At 67.2% G+C, this 16,495-nt stretch carries 18 protein-coding genes; 17 read left to right on the forward strand and 1 reads right to left on the reverse strand.

Features of this window, described 5'->3' with window-relative positions; all coding sequences use genetic code 11:
* Nucleotides 1–17 precede the first annotated feature (17 nt).
* On the reverse strand, nt 18–986 hold the full coding sequence (locus ACFWO8_RS24150) for a hypothetical protein (protein ID WP_378962435.1): 969 nt from the start codon (nt 984–986) through the stop codon (nt 18–20).
* Nucleotides 987–1,229: 243 nt separating this feature from the next.
* Here ACFWO8_RS24150 and ftsH point away from each other — a divergent pair, with 243 nt between their 5' ends.
* The 17 genes from ftsH (at nt 1,230) to ACFWO8_RS24235 (ending at nt 16,485) form a co-directional block, all read left to right on the forward strand.
* Complete coding sequence (gene ftsH / locus ACFWO8_RS24155; protein WP_378962448.1) at nt 1,230–3,617, forward strand: ATP-dependent zinc metalloprotease FtsH; 2,388 nt, start codon at nt 1,230–1,232, stop codon at nt 3,615–3,617.
* Nucleotides 3,618–3,900: 283 nt separating this feature from the next.
* Entirely contained in the window at nt 3,901–4,515 is a 615-nt protein-coding gene (gene folE / locus ACFWO8_RS24160) for a GTP cyclohydrolase I FolE (protein WP_378962794.1), read from the forward strand.
* Complete coding sequence (folP, locus tag ACFWO8_RS24165; protein ID WP_378962456.1) at nt 4,512–5,396, forward strand: dihydropteroate synthase; 885 nt, start codon at nt 4,512–4,514, stop codon at nt 5,394–5,396. The genes folE and folP overlap by 4 nt, the downstream gene beginning before the upstream one ends.
* Nucleotides 5,397–5,463: 67 nt before the next feature.
* The gene (folB, locus tag ACFWO8_RS24170) at nt 5,464–5,886 is read left to right on the forward strand and encodes a dihydroneopterin aldolase (protein WP_378962465.1); all 423 of its coding nucleotides are present in this window, start codon (nt 5,464–5,466) and stop codon (nt 5,884–5,886) included.
* On the forward strand, nt 5,883–6,422 hold the full coding sequence (folK, locus tag ACFWO8_RS24175; RefSeq protein WP_378962471.1) for a 2-amino-4-hydroxy-6-hydroxymethyldihydropteridine diphosphokinase: 540 nt from the start codon (nt 5,883–5,885) through the stop codon (nt 6,420–6,422). The genes folB and folK overlap by 4 nt, the downstream gene beginning before the upstream one ends.
* Complete coding sequence (locus ACFWO8_RS24180; RefSeq protein ID WP_378962478.1) at nt 6,416–6,889, forward strand: DUF3180 domain-containing protein; 474 nt, start codon at nt 6,416–6,418, stop codon at nt 6,887–6,889. Before folK ends, ACFWO8_RS24180 begins: the two co-directional genes overlap by 7 nt.
* Nucleotides 6,890–6,957: 68 nt before the next feature.
* The gene (locus ACFWO8_RS24185) at nt 6,958–8,055 is read left to right on the forward strand and encodes a DUF6779 domain-containing protein (protein ID WP_378962485.1); all 1,098 of its coding nucleotides are present in this window, start codon (nt 6,958–6,960) and stop codon (nt 8,053–8,055) included.
* 251 nt (nt 8,056–8,306) lie between these two features.
* Nucleotides 8,307–9,257 (forward strand): Rossmann-like and DUF2520 domain-containing protein, encoded by a 951-nt coding sequence (locus ACFWO8_RS24190; protein WP_378962490.1) that lies wholly within the window; start codon nt 8,307–8,309, stop codon nt 9,255–9,257.
* Nucleotides 9,257–10,213, forward strand: coding sequence for a pantoate--beta-alanine ligase (panC, locus tag ACFWO8_RS24195; RefSeq protein ID WP_378962505.1), 957 nt, complete (start codon nt 9,257–9,259; stop codon nt 10,211–10,213). The genes ACFWO8_RS24190 and panC overlap by 1 nt, the downstream gene beginning before the upstream one ends.
* A 12-nt stretch (nt 10,214–10,225) precedes the next feature.
* Nucleotides 10,226–10,645 (forward strand): aspartate 1-decarboxylase, encoded by a 420-nt coding sequence (gene panD / locus ACFWO8_RS24200; protein ID WP_056819033.1) that lies wholly within the window; start codon nt 10,226–10,228, stop codon nt 10,643–10,645.
* Nucleotides 10,646–10,667: 22 nt separating this feature from the next.
* Nucleotides 10,668–11,450: a type III pantothenate kinase gene (locus ACFWO8_RS24205; protein ID WP_378962517.1), complete on the forward strand. Its 783-nt coding sequence runs from the start codon at nt 10,668–10,670 to the stop codon at nt 11,448–11,450.
* 127 nt (nt 11,451–11,577) lie between these two features.
* A complete protein-coding gene (locus tag ACFWO8_RS24210; protein WP_378962521.1) occupies nt 11,578–12,174 on the forward strand; it encodes a cysteine dioxygenase in 597 nt (198 codons plus the stop codon).
* Nucleotides 12,175–12,182: 8 nt separating this feature from the next.
* A complete protein-coding gene (locus ACFWO8_RS24215) occupies nt 12,183–12,605 on the forward strand; it encodes a rhodanese-like domain-containing protein (protein WP_378962798.1) in 423 nt (140 codons plus the stop codon).
* Between the two features lie 259 nt (nt 12,606–12,864).
* Nucleotides 12,865–14,331, forward strand: a complete 1,467-nt coding sequence (gene lysS / locus ACFWO8_RS24220; protein WP_378962801.1) for a lysine--tRNA ligase — start codon at nt 12,865–12,867, stop codon at nt 14,329–14,331.
* 115 nt (nt 14,332–14,446) lie between these two features.
* Complete coding sequence (locus ACFWO8_RS24225; protein ID WP_266297504.1) at nt 14,447–14,809, forward strand: Lsr2 family protein; 363 nt, start codon at nt 14,447–14,449, stop codon at nt 14,807–14,809.
* Between the two features lie 276 nt (nt 14,810–15,085).
* The gene (locus ACFWO8_RS24230; protein ID WP_101464728.1) at nt 15,086–15,697 is read left to right on the forward strand and encodes an FHA domain-containing protein; all 612 of its coding nucleotides are present in this window, start codon (nt 15,086–15,088) and stop codon (nt 15,695–15,697) included.
* A 125-nt stretch (nt 15,698–15,822) separates the two neighbouring features.
* Nucleotides 15,823–16,485, forward strand: a complete 663-nt coding sequence (locus ACFWO8_RS24235) for a DUF1772 domain-containing protein (RefSeq protein ID WP_378962534.1) — start codon at nt 15,823–15,825, stop codon at nt 16,483–16,485.
* Nucleotides 16,486–16,495 lie beyond the last annotated feature (10 nt).

Raw genomic sequence — 16,495 nt, forward strand, 5'->3', positions numbered from 1 at the left:
GGTTCGGCCGCCGGCGATTACAGGCTGCGCAGAATCCCGCGGCCGTAGCGCTGGAATTGCGTGTCGTCGACCATGCCGAGCGAATGCCGCTCGACCAGTAATTCCCACTCCGCGTAGAGCTGGTTGACACCCGGGTCGGCAGGGCCTGCGGCACCGTCGGCGGCCTGCCTGCGGACGGCGAAGTTCACCGCGCAGGTGACCCGCTCGGTGTCGGCGCGATCCACGCCCGCGAAATGCAGGGTGCGATTGCCGTCGTTGATGTCGATGCCCGATCCACCGTGGCGCGTATCGACCTCGCCCGGCGCCGAGCGCGCGCCCTCGACGGTGCGGGCGCCGAGAATCGCGGCCACCGATAGTTCGAAGGCGTAGCGGTCGCCGCTGCCGATGGAGATGAACAGCACCCGCGAGGTTGTCGCCGCGATCAGGCCGGTGCCCGATCCCGCGGGCGGGGTGGCCACGGCAATGGCCGTTTCCAGGACGTATTCGTCGGGGGTGACATACCGGTTCAGCGCGGTGACGGCCGATCGGGCGTCCTTGCGCGGCGCCATGCGGCGCACGGCGCGCTCGACATCGGCGCGGGTCGGCCCCGACTTGCCCCACTCGGGAGCGGGTGGGGTGAGATCCGGCGCGGCTACGTCGATGCGCTGGGTCGTCATGATCTGGTCGTTGATCCGGTCGACGATGCCGAGGGCGGCAGGCACGTCGTGCTCGGCGATGAGCACCGGAAGGGGAGTGCGGTCGGCGGGCACCCCGGTGAGGACCGCCGTGGGATAACGCAGATAGATCTCGATCACCACCGCTTCGTCGGCGCGCCGATTGAGGCGCACCTTGAGCAGGTCGGCAATGGGAACGTCGAGAACACGTTCGCCGTCGGTACCCGGTCGGAGGACGACGAGCCGTCCACCGCCGTGGCGCAGAATCGCTGTGGGTGTTCGTAGCTCGACGATCTCAATACCCCCATGCGCTGTAGTTGTGTCGTGGCCCACGATAAGGCGGGCATGACATGATTGTGGCCACTTGCCACAACCCGGTCGGAGCGTTCGGGAACCTCTTGCGTTCTCCGGCCGTTTATCAGTGCAACTGCACCAGCAGCCGAACTGCGCGATGTATCGAACTAGACCGTACGCGGTAACGTGGCATGTCCGCATCCGAAACCCGCCGATCTCGACGCTTCGCTAGCACACCCGGAGTAATAACCGGAAAGGACTGGGCCGTCCGGCCGACGCTCTATGAACCGCAAGACAGTGTTTCGCACCTTGGCGATCATCTCGGGCATCATGCTCATGATCTGGCTGTTCAGCTTTCTCAGCGATGACACGCGCGGCTGGGAGAGTGTCGACACTTCCGTGGCGCTGACCCAGCTCGAAGACAAAGCGAACGTCAAGAATGTGCAGATCGATGACAAGGAGCAACAGCTCCGCATCGAACTGAACAACGGCAACGAAGCCACGAGCAACAACGCCAAGATCGTCGCCAAGTACCCCAGTGGTGGGGAGAACTCCGCGCAGATCCTCGACGCCGTGCAGAAGTCCGGCGCGCCGTACGACACGGTGGTCAAGCAGGAGAGCTGGCTTTCCCAGCTGCTGCTTTTCATCGTGCCGATGGTGCTGTTGGTCGGCCTGTTCATCTTCGTGATGTCGCGCATGCAGGGCGGTGGCCGTGGCGGAATGATGGGCTTCGGTAAGTCCAAAGCCAAGCTGCTGACCAAGGACATGCCGAAGACCACGTTCCAGGACGTGGCCGGTGCCGACGAGGCCGTCGAAGAGCTCTACGAGATCAAGGACTTCCTTCAGAATCCGGCTCGTTACCAGGCACTCGGCGCGAAGATCCCCAAGGGCGTGCTGCTCTACGGGCCGCCAGGAACCGGTAAGACGCTGCTGGCCCGCGCGGTCGCGGGCGAGGCCGGGGTGCCGTTCTTCACCATCTCCGGTTCGGACTTCGTCGAGATGTTCGTCGGTGTCGGCGCCTCCCGTGTGCGCGACCTGTTCGAGCAGGCCAAGCAGAACAGCCCGTGCATCATCTTCGTCGACGAGATCGACGCGGTCGGCCGCCAGCGCGGTGCCGGCCTCGGCGGCGGTCACGACGAGCGCGAGCAGACGCTCAACCAGCTCCTGGTCGAGATGGACGGCTTCGGCGATCGCTCCAACATCATCCTGATCGCGGCCACCAACCGGCCCGACATCCTCGACCCCGCGCTGCTGCGTCCCGGCCGTTTCGACCGGCAGATCCCGGTCGGCAATCCCGACCTGGCCGGTCGTCGCGCGATCCTGCGGGTGCACTCGGCGGGTAAGCCGATCTCGCAGGAAGCCGACCTCGAGGGTCTGGCCAAGCGGACCGTCGGAATGTCGGGCGCCGATCTGGCCAACGTCATCAACGAGGCCGCGCTGCTCACCGCCCGCGAGAACGGTTCGGTCATCACCGGCGAATCGCTCGAGGAGTCGGTCGACCGGGTGATCGGTGGCCCGCGCCGCAAGAGTCGCATCATCAGCGAGCACGAGAAGAAGATCACGGCTTATCACGAGGGCGGCCACACCCTGGCGGCCTGGGCGATGCCCGATATCGAGCCCGTCTACAAGGTCACCATCCTGGCCCGCGGCCGCACCGGCGGTCACGCCATGACGGTGCCCGAGGACGACAAGGGCCTGATGACCCGCTCGGAGATGATCTCCCGGCTGGTCTTCGCGATGGGTGGCCGTGCCGCCGAGGAGCTGGTGTTCCACGAGCCGACCACCGGCGCGTCCTCCGATATCGACCAGGCCACCAAGATCGCCCGCGGCATGGTCACCGAGTACGGCATGAGTGCCCGCCTCGGTGCCGTCCGCTACGGCCAGGAGCAGGGCGACCCGTTCCTCGGCCGCTCGATGGGCGTGCAGCCCGACTACTCGCACGAGGTCGCCCGCGAGATCGACGAGGAGGTGCGCAACCTCATCGAGGCCGCGCACACCGAGGCGTGGTCGATCCTCAGCGAGTACCGCGAGCAGCTCGACGCGTTGGCTACCGCGCTGCTCGAGCGCGAGACGCTGCACCGCAAGGATCTCGAGACCGTCCTGGCCGGTGTCGAGAAGCGTCCGCGGATCACCGCGTTCAACGATTTCGGTGACCGCCACCCGTCGGACAAGCCGCCGGTGAAGACGCCGGGCGAGTTGGCCGTGGAGCGCGGCGAGCCGTGGCCGCCGGTGCAGCCCGCGCCGGTGCCGGTACCCAATGGGGCGCCGCCGGTGGAGCCCAACGGCTACCCGGGTCAGCCTTACGGCCAGCCGGCACCGCCCGCGGCTGGTTACCCGCTGCCCGCCGCACCGACCCAGGCGTTCCCCCGGCCGTCGGGAACGCACGGTTCGCGGCCCGACTACGGCGCACCGGCCGGTTGGTCGGCTCCCGGCTGGCCGCCGCGCGAGGAGCAGCAGCAGGCACCGCAACAGCAGCCGCCGCAGCAACAGCCGCAGCCGCCGCAGCAGCAGCCGCCACAGGACCAGGGCAGTGCCTGGGGTCGACCCGAGCAGCAGCAGCCGCGGCACGCCAGCGACGGCTTCCAGCCGTGGGGTGCCCAGCCGCAGCCGCCCGTGCGTGACGCCGATCCGGAGAACAAGGACTGGGAAGGGCCGAACGGCCGCCACTGACCAGTGGCCAACTACGCTCGAACGTCGAATGCCGGATAACTTCGGCATTCGGCACTGGTTCTCGGACTACGCCCGGCTTTCGAATGTCAGGTAGTCGCCGGATTTTCGGCTCTGGTTCTCGGCCCGCCCGCCTCTGGACTGAGTGGAGGGTGCGACGAAGGAGTACCCGGAGGGAGGGAAGAGGCGGGGAACAGGGCCGAGAACCCGCGGCGCCAGCCGCAAGGATTACGGAGGTGCGGAGAAGTTGTCGGCCAACAAGCAGGATCTCGATCCGGCAGGTGAGCTGGGTGCCACGAGTCCGTCGGTGCTGACGGCGCTGGCGACCGGTTTGCCGTTCGATCAGGCGCGCGCCGAGAACGCGGTGCGTGAGCTGCTGCTCGCCGTCGGTGAGGACCCGGACCGCCCCGGTCTGCTCGACACGCCCGCCCGGGTGGCGCGCGCCTACCGGGAGATGTTCGCCGGGCTCTACACCGAGCCCGACGCGGTGCTGGCGACCACGTTCGACGAGGGTCATCAGGAACTTGTGCTGGTGCGCGACATCCCGATGTTCTCCACCTGTGAGCATCACCTGGTCTCGTTCCACGGCGTCGCGCACGTCGGCTACATCCCCGGCTCGCACGGCCGGGTGACGGGCCTGTCGAAGCTGGCCCGCGTCGTCGATCTCTACGCCAAACGCCCGCAGGTGCAGGAGCGGCTGACCAGCCAGATCGCCGACGCGGTGATGCGCAGGCTGGATCCGCGCGGCGCGATCGTGGTGATCGAGGCCGAGCACCTGTGCATGGCCATGCGGGGAATCCGCAAGCCCGGCGCCAGCACCACCACCTCGGCGGTGCGCGGCCAGCTGCAAACCGACTCCGCCTCGCGAGCCGAGGCGCTGGACCTGATCCTGCGCAAATGAGCGAGCCACTGGTGACCGCCCGTGACCACCGTTCGTGTGTGGTCATGGGAGTCGTCAATGTGACCGCTGATTCCTTCTCCGACGGCGGTCGGTACCTCGATCCAGAACTCGCGATCGCGCACGGTGTCGAGCTGTACGAGGCGGGCGCCGATATCGTCGATGTGGGTGGTGAATCCACCAGGCCGGGTGCCGACCGGGTCGATCCGGCCGCCGAGGCCGCTCGGGTCGCTCCGGTGATTCGCGGGCTGGTCGCCGCGGGTGTGCCGACCAGCGTCGACACCATGCGCGCCGAGGTCGCCGAGGCCGCGCTGGCGGCAGGCGTCTCGGTGGTCAACGATGTCTCCGGCGGCCGCGCCGACCCGAACATGGTGAAAGTCGTCGCCGAAGCCGGCGTGCCGTGGATCCTCATGCACTGGCGGGCCGACGCCGACTACCGGCACACCGGCCCCGCCGACCACTACGACGATGTGGTCGCCGAGGTCGGCGCCGAACTCACCGCCCAGGTCGACCTGGCTGTCGCCGCCGGCGTGACGCCGGACCGGCTGATCCTCGACCCCGGCCTGGGTTTCGCCAAGAACGCCGAACACAATTGGGAACTCCTGGCCGCCCTCCCGGAACTGGTGGCAGGCGGCTTCCCGATCCTGATCGGCGCCTCCCGCAAACGCTTCCTCGGCGCCCTCCTGGCCGATGAATCCGGCCCCCGGCCGCCGGACGGCCGCGAAACCGCCACCGCCACCCTGTCCGCCCTCGCGGCCACCCACGGCGCCTGGGGCGTGCGAGTCCACGACGTCCGCGCTTCGCTCGACGCGATCACCGTCGTCGACGCCTGGCGCCGAGCCACCCAATCGCGAGCCGCTGCCACCCGAGGAGCCACTCGGTGACCGCCGCTGCCGCCCGTTCCGACCAGCCGACTGCCGACGGGGTTCACCTCGTCCGAGGAGCTATCCGATGAACTCGCCTTTGCTGCCGCCGCCCGCGGGCAGGCCCGCGTCGTCGCGGATCGAGTTGCGCGGGCTGACCGCGTTCGGCAGGCACGGCGTGTTCGATTTCGAGCGTCGTGACGGCCAGGAGTTCGTCGTCGATCTGACGGTGTGGGTCGATTTCGCCGCGGCCGCCGCGTCCGACGACCTCGCCGACACCGTCGACTACGGCGTGCTCGCCGAGCGGGCAGTGCGCATCGTGACCGGTCCGCCGCGCGATCTGATCGAAACGGTGGTCTCCGAGATCGCCGACGACGTGATGGCCGATCCGAGGATCGAGGCGGTGGAGGTGGTCGTGCACAAGCCGTCGGCGCCGATCCCGCACACGTTCGCCGACGTGCGCGTGGTGGCCACCCGGAATCGCACGCTGGCCCCGGAGCCGCGGCGATGACTCGCGCGGTGCTCTCGATCGGCTCGAATCTGGGCGATCGGCTCGCGCATCTGCGCAGCGTGCTCGCCGCGCTGGGGGAGCGGGTTGTGGCGGTCTCGCCGGTCTACACGACCGCGCCGTGGGGCGGCGTCGACCAAGACGATTACCTCAATGCTGTTGTCATCGCAGAAGATCCGGCCTTCGACGACTACGCCTGGCTGCGTTTCGGTCAGGAGCTCGAGCAGGCGGCGGGCCGCGTGCGCGAGATCCGCTGGGGTGCGCGCACCCTCGACGTCGACGTGGTCCAGTGCGCCGACAACACCGGAACGGCGATCGCCCGCGTCACCGACCCCGCACTGATCCTCCCGCACCCGCAGGCCCACAACCGGGCCTTCGTGCTCATCCCATGGCTGGCCGTCGAACCGTCCGCGCATCTGCTCGTCGACGGTGTCGCCCGCCCGATCACGGAACTGCTCGCCGGACTCGACCCGTCCGAAAAGGACGGCGTGGTTCGCACCGATCTGGTGCTCGGCGACGAAAGCGCCCGCTCGTGCTGAAACCCACCCGGGTACTCGACCTCGCGCTGAACGTGGTGATGGCCGCCGCGGTTGCCTGGGTCGCCACCCGGTTCGCCTATTTCAGCTTCCCGGCGATCTCGGTGGCCGCCGGTGCCTCGCTGCTGCCGGTCGCCGCGATCGAGGCGGCGCTCGGGTTCGCGATCAAGGCCAAGATCGCCGATGAGCAGATCGGCGACGGCTCGGGGCAGATGCATCCGATCAACGTCGCCAGGGGTGTGGCACTGGCGAAGGCGTCGCTGCAGGTGGGTTCGCTGGCTGCCGGTGTGTGGCTGGGATTTCTGCTGTGGGTTTTCCCACAGCGCGGGACGGTGACCGCGGCTGCTGCCGATTCGCCGGGTGCGGTAGTTGGTCTGCTGGCTGGTTCAGCCCTGGTTGCTGCGGCTTTGTGGCTGGAGTATTGCTGTCGGGCACCCGAGGACCCGCACGAGGATCCCGCTACTACATAGCAATTTTCGAATGGAATCACCGCGGACTTTGGTGGGCCGACCAGCCGATTCCGGCTACCCTGGCCCTCATGGTTTCACCCTCCCGCAGCACGGCGCCCCGACGACGGCGGGACGACGCGGGAAAATTCTTCGTCGGTTTCCTCATTCTGCTCGGTCTGACGGCCAGTGTTTTCCTGATCTTCAGCGAAAACGTCCAGTACGTTCGGATCGGCCTGGTAGCAGCCCTGTGGGCAGCGGTGATCGGCGCGCTCGCGGCAACCCGTTACCGCAAGGACGCGGCCGTCGACAAGGCGAAGGTGCGCGATCTTCAGACGGTGTACGAGTTGCAGCTAGAGCGCGAGATCAACGCCCGTCGTGAGTACGAGATGGGTGTCGAGGCGCGGGTGCGGGCCGAAGTCGGCGCCGACTCCTCCGAAATCGCCGCACTGCGCGCCGAGCTGACCCTGCTTCGCCAGAATCTGCAGGTCCTCTTCGAGGGCGCGCTACCCGACGAGCAACCGGCGCTGCAGGCCGATGCTGTGCGGATCGACGCGTTGCCGGCCGGTGGCTTCAATGCCTTCGACGAGCCAGACCACGATTTCGACGTTAGCCCCGAGGATGCCACCGCCGCCTGGTTCGGTCCATGGCAGCAACCGCCCAGCGCACTGAAACCCGTCTTCATGCAACCGGTTTCGGCCAATTTCGCCGACCCCTACGACGACCCGGTCACCGCCGAAACCTCGGCCATCCAGCTCGACGAGTACGCCGAAACCCAGCAGGCGACCACCACACCGCAGCCCGCCGCGCCGACCACCCCGTCGGGAAAGACACCCCCGCCGCGCCTGTCCTCGCCGAACACCCGCCAGGTAACGGATACGGTCCTCCCGACCGAACCCACCTCCAACGGCAATTCGTCGACCCCCGCTCCGGCCGAGCCCACTGCCACCGAGCCGACCCCGGTCCCGGTCGCCACCGCCGAACCCACTCCGGCACCCGCAGCCGATCCCACCCAGACGCCCGCGGCCACGGCCGACCTGGAGCCCGCTCAACCCCCGGCCACCCGCCCCGAAAAGGCCCCGTCGGTCGGCACCAGCTCCCGCCGACGCCGCCGCGCCGAAACCGAAGGCACCACCCGCCTATCGGTGGCCGACATCATGGCCAACCTGGAATCAGAATCCACCCGCTGACCCAACAACTGATTTCGCAAGAACATCGGTAACTCCCCGGGCACGAGCAAACGCACCACACCACCTGCCCGCCGGCCGCCAACACCCAGTTCACACCACCTAGATCTGGCCTGAAGACGCGGAGAGGCGGGGAGGGCGTGCGCTAGATCACGGTGGGGGGTGATGGCGTCTCGCCCACAAACCCCTCTATCCTCGACCCGTAACGTCTGGTACCCGCATCGCGGGACTGGAACGCAATCGAGAGGACAACGTTGACCTCGAGAAGTGTCAACTCTGATGGCGCGAGTACGAGTGTTGACCCAGCGCCCGCACGACTGACGGTAGGAATCGTCTCGGCGGGACGAGTGGGTTCCGCACTCGGCGTAGCGCTCGAGCGAACCGGCCATGTGGTCTTCGGTGTCGCCGCGATCTCTGACGCCTCGGTGCATCGCGCCCGTACCCGACTGCCCGAGGCCCAGGTTCTGCCCATCGAGCAGATCGCTCAGCGCAGTGAACTACTCCTGCTCGCGGTTCCCGACGCCGAACTGGCCGGTCTGGTCCGCGGCCTCGCCGGTGCGAACGTGGTCCGCCCCGGCACCATCGTCGTGCACACCTCCGGTGCGAACGGCGTCGCGATTCTCGAGCCGCTGACGAAACAGGGTGCGCTCGGCCTCGCGATCCACCCCGCCATGACCTTCACCGGCCACGACGAGGACATCGCGCGCCTGGCCAACGCCTGTTTCGGCGTCACCGCCGCCGACGAGGTCGGTTACGCCATCGCGCAGGCGCTGGTGATCGAGATGGGTGGCGAACCGGTCCGCGTCGAGGAAGACCAGCGTTCGCTCTATCACGCGGCTCTCGCCCACGGCAGCAATCACCTGGTCACGGTCATCGTCGACGCCGTCGCGGCCCTGCGCGAATCCCTCTCCGGCCCCGGTCTGCTCGGCCAGCCGCTGGTCGACGATCAGCCCGGCGGCCTCCCCGCACGTCTGCTCGCCCCCCTCGCCTCGGCCGCCCTCGACAACGCACTGCGCCGCGGTCAGGCGGCGCTGACCGGCCCGGTCGCCCGCGGCGATGTCGCTGCCGTGGCCGCCCACCTCGCCGCGCTCGCGCAGGTCGACGACCGCCTGGCCGAGGCCTACCGCGCCAACTCGCTGCGCACCGCCGAACTCGCACAAACCGATCCGGCACTGCTGGAGCTCCTCGCCAAGGAAGGCCACTGATGGAACCCCGAGAAGTGCATCACCACCAGGGCGGCGCGCGCGCCACCGGCGCCTTCAAGGCGGGCGTCCTGACCGTGCACCACAACCCCGAGGTGCTCGACACCGTCGCCAAGGCACTGCGCGGTGCCGGGCGCACGGTCGGTTTCGTGCCGACCATGGGCGCGCTGCACGAGGGTCATCTGGCGCTCATCCGCCAGGCCAAGCTCGCCAACCAGGTCGTGATCGTCTCGATCTTCGTCAACCCCCTGCAGTTCGGCGCGAACGAGAACCTCGACGCCTATCCGCGCACCCTCGACGCCGACCTCGAACTGCTCCGGACCGAGGGCGTCGACCTGGTCTTCGCGCCGACCGTCTCCGACATGTACCCGGAGGGCATGCGCACCACGATCCAGCCCGGCCCGCTCGGTGCCGAGCTCGAAGGCGGCAGCAGGCCGACGCATTTCGCGGGCATGCTCACCGTTGTCGCGAAGCTGCTCAACATCACCCACGCCTCCGAGGCGTATTTCGGTGAGAAGGACTACCAGCAGCTCACCTTGATCCGGCAGATGGTGCGCGACCTGAACATGGACGCCACGATCGTCGCCTACCCGACGGTCCGCGAGCCCGACGGCCTCGCCCTCTCCTCGCGCAACCGCTTCCTCGACGCCACCCAGCGTGAGTCGGCACTCGCCCTGTCGGCCGCACTCGCCGCGGGCCGCCATGCCGCCGGTCTCGGCCCGGACGCGGTTGTCCAGACCGCCCGCTCGGTCCTCGACGCGGTCGACGGCCTCGATGTCGACTACCTCGAACTGCGCGACTCGAACCTGGGTCCGGCTCCCACCGCGGGCAACGCCCGCCTGCTCGTCGCCGCCAAGCTCGGCGACACCCGCCTGATCGACAACGCTCCCGTTGTACTCGGCGCCCAGATCGATGGGCACCCCGACGCGAACTCCCTACCTGCCTCGCAGGCGCACTGAAAGGCGACGACGATGTTGCGCACCATGATGAAGTCGAAGATCCACCGTGCCACCGTGACCCATGCCGACCTGCACTATGTCGGCTCGGTGACCGTCGACCAGGACCTGCTCGACGCCGCCGATCTGCTCGAGGGTGAGCAGGTCTGCATCGTCGACATCGACAACGGCGCCCGCCTCGAGACCTATGTGATCGCCGGCGAGCGCGGTTCGGGCGTGATCGGCATCAACGGTGCCGCCGCCCACCTCGTGCACCCCGGTGACCTGGTCATCCTCATCGCCTACGGCCAGATGGACGAGGCCGAGGTCCGCGACTACGACCCCAAGGTGGTCTTCGTCGACGACCACAACCGTCCGGTGGAGCTGGGCAGCGACCCCGCGCACGCACCGGAGGGCTCCGGCCTCACCTCACCGCGTTCACTGTCGTTCGTCTGAGCCGGGCGGGGGAGCCAGGACAATGCTGCTGACGATCGACGTCCGCAACACGGGGATCGAGCTCGGCCTGTTCTCCGGCAGCGGTGAACACGCGACGCTGGTGCGGCACTGGCGGATTCACACGAATCCGCTGATCACCGCGGACGAGTTCGCGATGCAGGTGCGTGGCCTGGTCGGCGACGACCTCGACCAGATCGTCGGCGTCTCGGCGCTGTCGACCGTGCCGCCGGTGCTGCGCGAACTGCGCGCCATGCTCGCGCGCTACTGGTCTCATGTGCCGCATGTGCTGGTGGAACCCGGTGTGCGAACCGGTATTCCGCTGCTGGTCGACAATCCGAAGGAAGTCGGCGCCGACCGTATCGTCAATTGCCTCGCCGCCTTCCGTAGCTTCGGCGGGCCCGCGATCGTGGTCGATTTCGGCACCGCGATCTGCGTCGACCTGGTTTCGGCCAAGGGCGAATTCCTCGGCGGCGTGATCGCGCCCGGTGTGGAGATCTCCGCCGAGGCGCTGGTGGAACGCAGTGCGATGCGCCGCGTCGAGCTGGCGCGGCCGCGTTCGGTGGTGGGCAAGAACAGCATGGAGTGCATTCAGTCCGGCGCGATTTTCGGCTTCGCCGGGCTGGTCGACGGGCTGGTCGACCGCATCCGCGACGAATTCGACGCGTTCGCGGGCACCGATGTCACCGTCGTCGCCACGGGGGCGGGCGCACCGCTGATCGTGCCGGAGTCGGAAACGATCGACCAGCACGTACCGCACCTCACGCTGACCGGCCTGCGCCATGTCTACGAGCGCAACAAAAAGTAGTGTCTGCTAAACTAGCGCTCGTGATCTTTCGTGTGAGCACCCAGGAGTGTTGTCGAGGCTAATCTGCCTCGACCGTTCGAGGCTGACGTTTTCCCTCGACCGATTCTCACCTCCTGGAGATGCGCTCATGCGTTCTTCTGTCCTTTCCCTTCCGTCCGCACGCGACGAGTACTCCGCGACGCCCCCGCTCGACCGGGCGATCGCCTCGGCATTGCCGACCCGGTTGCGTCCCGCTGACCTGCTGCGACTCACCGACGAAGGCGCCGAAGACGTGCTCTCCGGCCGCTTCGACCACCTCCTGCCCGCCGACGGCATCTGGCCGGCCGACGAACGCTGGGCGGTCCGCCTTTCCCACGACGACGAGGTCGATGTCTGGCTGATCAGCTGGACGCCGGGCAAATTCACCGATTTGCACGATCACGCCGGCTCGCTCGGCGCGTTGACCGTGCTCAGCGGCGCCCTCTCGGAATACCGCTGGAATGGTTCGGAGTTACGCAGGCGCACGCTCGCCGCGGGTGATCAGGCATCGTTCCCGATCGGCTGGGTGCACGACGTGGTGCGCGCCCCCGCCGCCGCCGAATCTGTCGGCCCGCTGGACCCCACCTTGAGCGTGCACGCCTATTCCCCGCCGTTGTCGGCGATGTCGTATTACGAAGTGACCGGCCACGGCACGCTGCGCCGAACCAAAACCGTCCTCACCGACCAGCCCGAAGGTGATCTGTGATGAGCCGTTTGTCGATTGATCAGATGCTCGAGAACGCGCGCGCGCGATTGGACCGGGTGTATGTGTACGACGTGGCCGCCGCGCTGGAGCGCGGCGCGATTCTGGTCGACATCCGGCCCGCCGCCCAGCGGGTGCGCGAAGGCTCCCTGCCCGGCGCGCTGGTGATCGAGCGGAATGTCCTGGAATGGCGGCTGGATCCAACCTCGTCGGCACGGTTGTCCCTCGCCGTAGATCACGATGTGGAGTGGATCATTTTCTGCTCGGAGGGGTACACGTCGAGTTTGGCCGCGGCCGCCTTGCAGGAGTTGGGGTTGCACCGGGCCAGCGATGTGATCGGCGGGTACCAGGCGCTGAAGTCGGCGGGGTTGTTGACGGTCGGCACCGGCGTCCCGCATTTCGCCCGTGAGGTCGACGCGCTGGCTTCGCTGTAAGGGGGTCGCCGCCCGCGAGTTGGGTTGTCCACGTGGGCAATCAGAGGCCGTCGCGGGCGGTTTGTGTTTCAGTTATGTGACGTTGATTGCATCCGGCGGGGGAATGGTCGGTGTGGGGCGGGGTTTGCCCCCCGTACTTTGCGGGCGGGGGTAAATCCATTTCGCGGTGCCGCTAATGTTGTCGGACGTGAGCACTCCTAACCCCGCCGCACCCGGCCGCGCCGCCACTTCCGCTGTGGACATCGACGTTCCCGAGCAGATGCGGATTCGCCGGGACAAGCGCGAACGGCTGCTCACCAACGGTGGTGAGGCCTATCCGGTGGTGGTGCCGCGCACCCACACGCTGGCCGAAATCCGTGCCGCCTACCCGGATCTGGAAGCCGACACCCAGACCGGTCTGCAGGCAGGAATCGCGGGACGCGTCATTTTTGTTCGTAATACCGGCAAGCTGTGCTTTGCCACGCTGCAGGAAGGCGACGGCACCAAGCTGCAGGCCATGATCAGCCTCAACGGTGTCGGTGCCGACGCGCTGGCGGCCTGGAAGGCCGATGTCGACCTCGGTGACTTCGTTTTCGTGCAGGGCGAGGTCATCTCCTCGCGCACCGGTGAATTGAGCGTAATGGCCGATTCCTGGTCGATGGCGGCCAAGTCGCTTCGCCCGCTGCCGGTGGCGCACAAGGAGATGAACGAGGAGTCGCGCGTCCGTGCGCGCTATGTCGACCTGATCGTGCGTCCCGAGGCCAGGGAAATGGCACGTACCCGGGTGAATGTGGTCCGTGCGCTGCGCACCGCGCTCGAGCGCCGCGGCTTCCTCGAGGTCGAGACCCCGATGCTGCAGACCATCCACGGCGGCGCCGCCGCGCGCCCCTTCGTCACCCATTCCAACGCGCTGGACATGGATCTTTTCCTGCGTATCGCGCCGGAGCTGTTCCTCAAGCGTTGCGTGGTCGGCGGCTTGGAGAAGGTCTTCGAGATCAACCGGAACTTCCGCAACGAAGGCGCTGACTCGACCCATTCGCCCGAGTTCGCGATGCTGGAAACCTACGAGGCCTACGGCACCTATGACGACTCGGCGACGATGACTCGGGAATTGATCCAGGAAGTCGCGCAAGAGGCATTCGGCACCCTCCTTGTGACACTTGCCGACGGCACTGAATATGATCTCGGTGGCGAGTGGACGACCGTCGAGATGTATCCCTCGCTGTCGGAGTCGATCGGTGTCGAGGTCACTCCGGAAACCACTGTCGAGGAATTGCTCGCACTCGCCGATCGGGTGGGTCTGGAAATTCCCACCGGCAAGGGCTACGGTCACGGGAAACTGGTCGAAGAACTATGGGAGCACGCGTATGGCGACAAGCTCTACGCGCCGACTTTCGTTCGCGACTTCCCGGTCGAGACTTCACCGCTGACGCGTCAGCATCGCAGCAAGTCCGGTGTCACCGAGAAGTGGGACCTCTATGTTCGCGGCTTCGAGTTGGCAACGGGCTATTCGGAACTGGTGGACCCGGTGATCCAGCGGGAACGCTTCGTCGACCAGGCGCGGTTGGCCGCGGCAGGCGATGACGAGGCCATGGTGCTCGATGAAGACTTCCTCGCCGCGATGGAACACGGCATGCCGCCGACCACCGGAACCGGTATGGGAATCGATCGCTTGTTGATGGCACTCACGGGTTCGGGAATCCGGGAAACGATCCTGTTCCCGATTGTGCGACCCACTAGTCGCTGACCAGTGAATTCATGGGGTGAAGACCCCATGTTGGAAATTTCGCATTTCGGGGTATTCTTGCCTCGGGTATTCGGCCTGGAGGCAGGCTTGACGATTTCGAGAGGACGTTCATCTCATGGCAAAGAAGGTCACCGTTAGCCTGATCGACGATGTCGACGGTGAGTCCATCGCGGACGAGACCATCGAGTTCGCTATCGATGGGGTGTCGTACGAGATCGATCTGTCGGACGCAAATGCGGCGCGCCTGCGTGAAGGCCTGGACGAGTGGGTCGCCAACGCCCGCCGTGTGAGTGGCCGTCGCCGGGTGAAGGCTGCCGGTGCACCCGCGCCGCAGGGCAAGAGCCGCGTTTCCATGGACCGTGAACAGAGCGCCGCAATTCGCGAATGGGCTCGCCGTAAGGGCCACAAGGTCTCGGCTCGCGGTCGTATCTCGGCGGAAATCACCGACGCGTACAACAAAGAGGTCGGCAAGAGCTGAGTTTTTGGCGGCGCGGGCGCCGCGTGGTTCGCGGCCCCGCCGGTCCCGTCGTTGCGACCTCGAGACTAACGCCTTCGGCGTAGCGCTTTCGAGGCCGCAACGACGGGACGGCCGCGAACGGCAGGCTGCGCCTGCCTGCCCCTCCTCAGGGTCGGGGCGTGCGGGGCCGGGTTTGTGGGGTTGGGTCTCGAGTCCGGATCGTGTGGAGTTGGGGTCGTAGGGAAGTAGACTGTTGGCCGTGCACAAGGTGTTTCGAGTATCCGGCGGTGGTGCGCGGTGAGCTCTTTCCTGCGGTACACCGACGACACCGGTAAGCAGCATGAATTGGCCTTGGAGGCCGGGCAGCAGCGCGTCACCATCGGGCGCAATGTGCAGGCCGACCTCGTGCTCGCGTGGGACGCCGAGGTTTCGCGTCTGCACGCGGCCGTCGAGCATCTAGGTGCGCACTGGACCATCATCGATGACGGACTTTCCCGTAACGGCACCTTCGTCAACGGTGAGCGGCTGGTCGGGCGGCGCAGGTTGAGTCCTGGCGACCGGATTCGGGTCGGGACCACGCTCGTGCATTTCTTCGATTTCGGCGGTGTGGTGGACGACGCGACGCATACCGCGTCCGGATCCATCCCCACGATGCGCTCACTGACCGAGACCCAGCGCGCGGTGCTGGTCGCGCTGTGCCGGCCGTACAAACACGGCACCGGATTCGCGACGCCCGCGTCGAATCAGCAGATCGCCGAGGAATTGTTCCTCTCCATCGACGCCATCAAAACCCACCTGCGCGCGTTGTTCGCGAAGTTCGGGGTGGAAAACCTGCCGCAGAACCAGAAGCGCACCCGGCTGGCCGCGCTGGCCATGCAGAGCGGCCTGATCTCCGACCACGATTTGTGACCGTGACGCTCGCGTAGGTCGATGAGCGTTTGAACTATGTCGTGGACGGGCGCTGGACGGTTGACTTACTCGTATCACCGGAGCGCGGGATCTCGAGCTCCGGACCACGAGTCAGGAGACGTCACATGTTCGCAGTTCGGATGGCCACCATGGTGCTCGCCGTGCTCAGTACGGGGCTCATCGCCGGGGTGTTCTACGCCTACGCGATCTCGGTGATGCCCGCGCTGGCCCGCGCCGACGACCGCACGCTCATCGACGTGATGCAGAAGATCAACGTCGTGATCATCAACCCCTGGTTCATGTTGGGCTTCATGGGCACGGTCGGCTTCACCGCGCTGGCAGCCGCTCTGCACCTGGGCAGCGACCAGCGCACGGCCCTGATCTGGCTCGGAATCGCGTTGGTGCTCAACGTGATCGCGTTCGGCGTCACCGTCGGACTCAATGTGCCGCTCAACGATGCGCTCGCCGCGGCGGGTGATCCGGCGTCGATCGCCGACACCGCTGCTGTCCGTGCCGATTTCGAGGCCACGTGGGTTCGCTGGAACATCGTCCGTGCGGTGCTGCACACCGCCGCGTTCCTGGTGCTGTGTGGCGCGTTGTTCGCCGCGGGCGTGCAGCAGGGCAAGTCGAATTCGACCACCGACGCGGTTGCCGGCCAGTCGTTCGCCCAGGTCAGTGGGCAGGCGGTCGCTCAGACCGGCGGTCCTGTCGCCGGACAGCGGTTTTCGCAGCAGCCCGGCAGCCCGGCAGCCGGTGCGCCGTACGGCCAGCAGCACCAGCGTCGATGAATTCCGGTCG

Origin of the sequence: Nocardia sp. NPDC058480 (assembly GCF_042720495.1) — a bacterium.
Classification (GTDB): Bacteria; Actinomycetota; Actinomycetes; order Mycobacteriales; family Mycobacteriaceae; genus Nocardia.

Bases quoted from the DNA above. Each gene is read 5' to 3' on its own strand.
- ftsH (WP_378962448.1), top strand. From the start codon at position 1,230: ATGAACCGCAAGACAGTGTTTCGCACCTTGGCGATCATCTCGGGCATC.
- folP (WP_378962456.1), top strand. From the start codon at position 4,512: ATGAGCGAGCCACTGGTGACCGCCCGTGACCACCGTTCGTGTGTGGTC.
- folB (WP_378962465.1), top strand. From the start codon at position 5,464: ATGAACTCGCCTTTGCTGCCGCCGCCCGCGGGCAGGCCCGCGTCGTCG.
- folK (WP_378962471.1), top strand. From the start codon at position 5,883: ATGACTCGCGCGGTGCTCTCGATCGGCTCGAATCTGGGCGATCGGCTC.
- ACFWO8_RS24185 (WP_378962485.1), top strand. From the start codon at position 6,958: ATGGTTTCACCCTCCCGCAGCACGGCGCCCCGACGACGGCGGGACGAC.
- panC (WP_378962505.1), top strand. From the start codon at position 9,257: ATGGAACCCCGAGAAGTGCATCACCACCAGGGCGGCGCGCGCGCCACC.
- panD (WP_056819033.1), top strand. From the start codon at position 10,226: ATGTTGCGCACCATGATGAAGTCGAAGATCCACCGTGCCACCGTGACC.
- ACFWO8_RS24205 (WP_378962517.1), top strand. From the start codon at position 10,668: ATGCTGCTGACGATCGACGTCCGCAACACGGGGATCGAGCTCGGCCTG.
- ACFWO8_RS24210 (WP_378962521.1), top strand. From the start codon at position 11,578: ATGCGTTCTTCTGTCCTTTCCCTTCCGTCCGCACGCGACGAGTACTCC.
- lysS (WP_378962801.1), top strand. From the start codon at position 12,865: ATGCGGATTCGCCGGGACAAGCGCGAACGGCTGCTCACCAACGGTGGT.
- ACFWO8_RS24225 (WP_266297504.1), top strand. From the start codon at position 14,447: ATGGCAAAGAAGGTCACCGTTAGCCTGATCGACGATGTCGACGGTGAG.
- ACFWO8_RS24235 (WP_378962534.1), top strand. From the start codon at position 15,823: ATGTTCGCAGTTCGGATGGCCACCATGGTGCTCGCCGTGCTCAGTACG.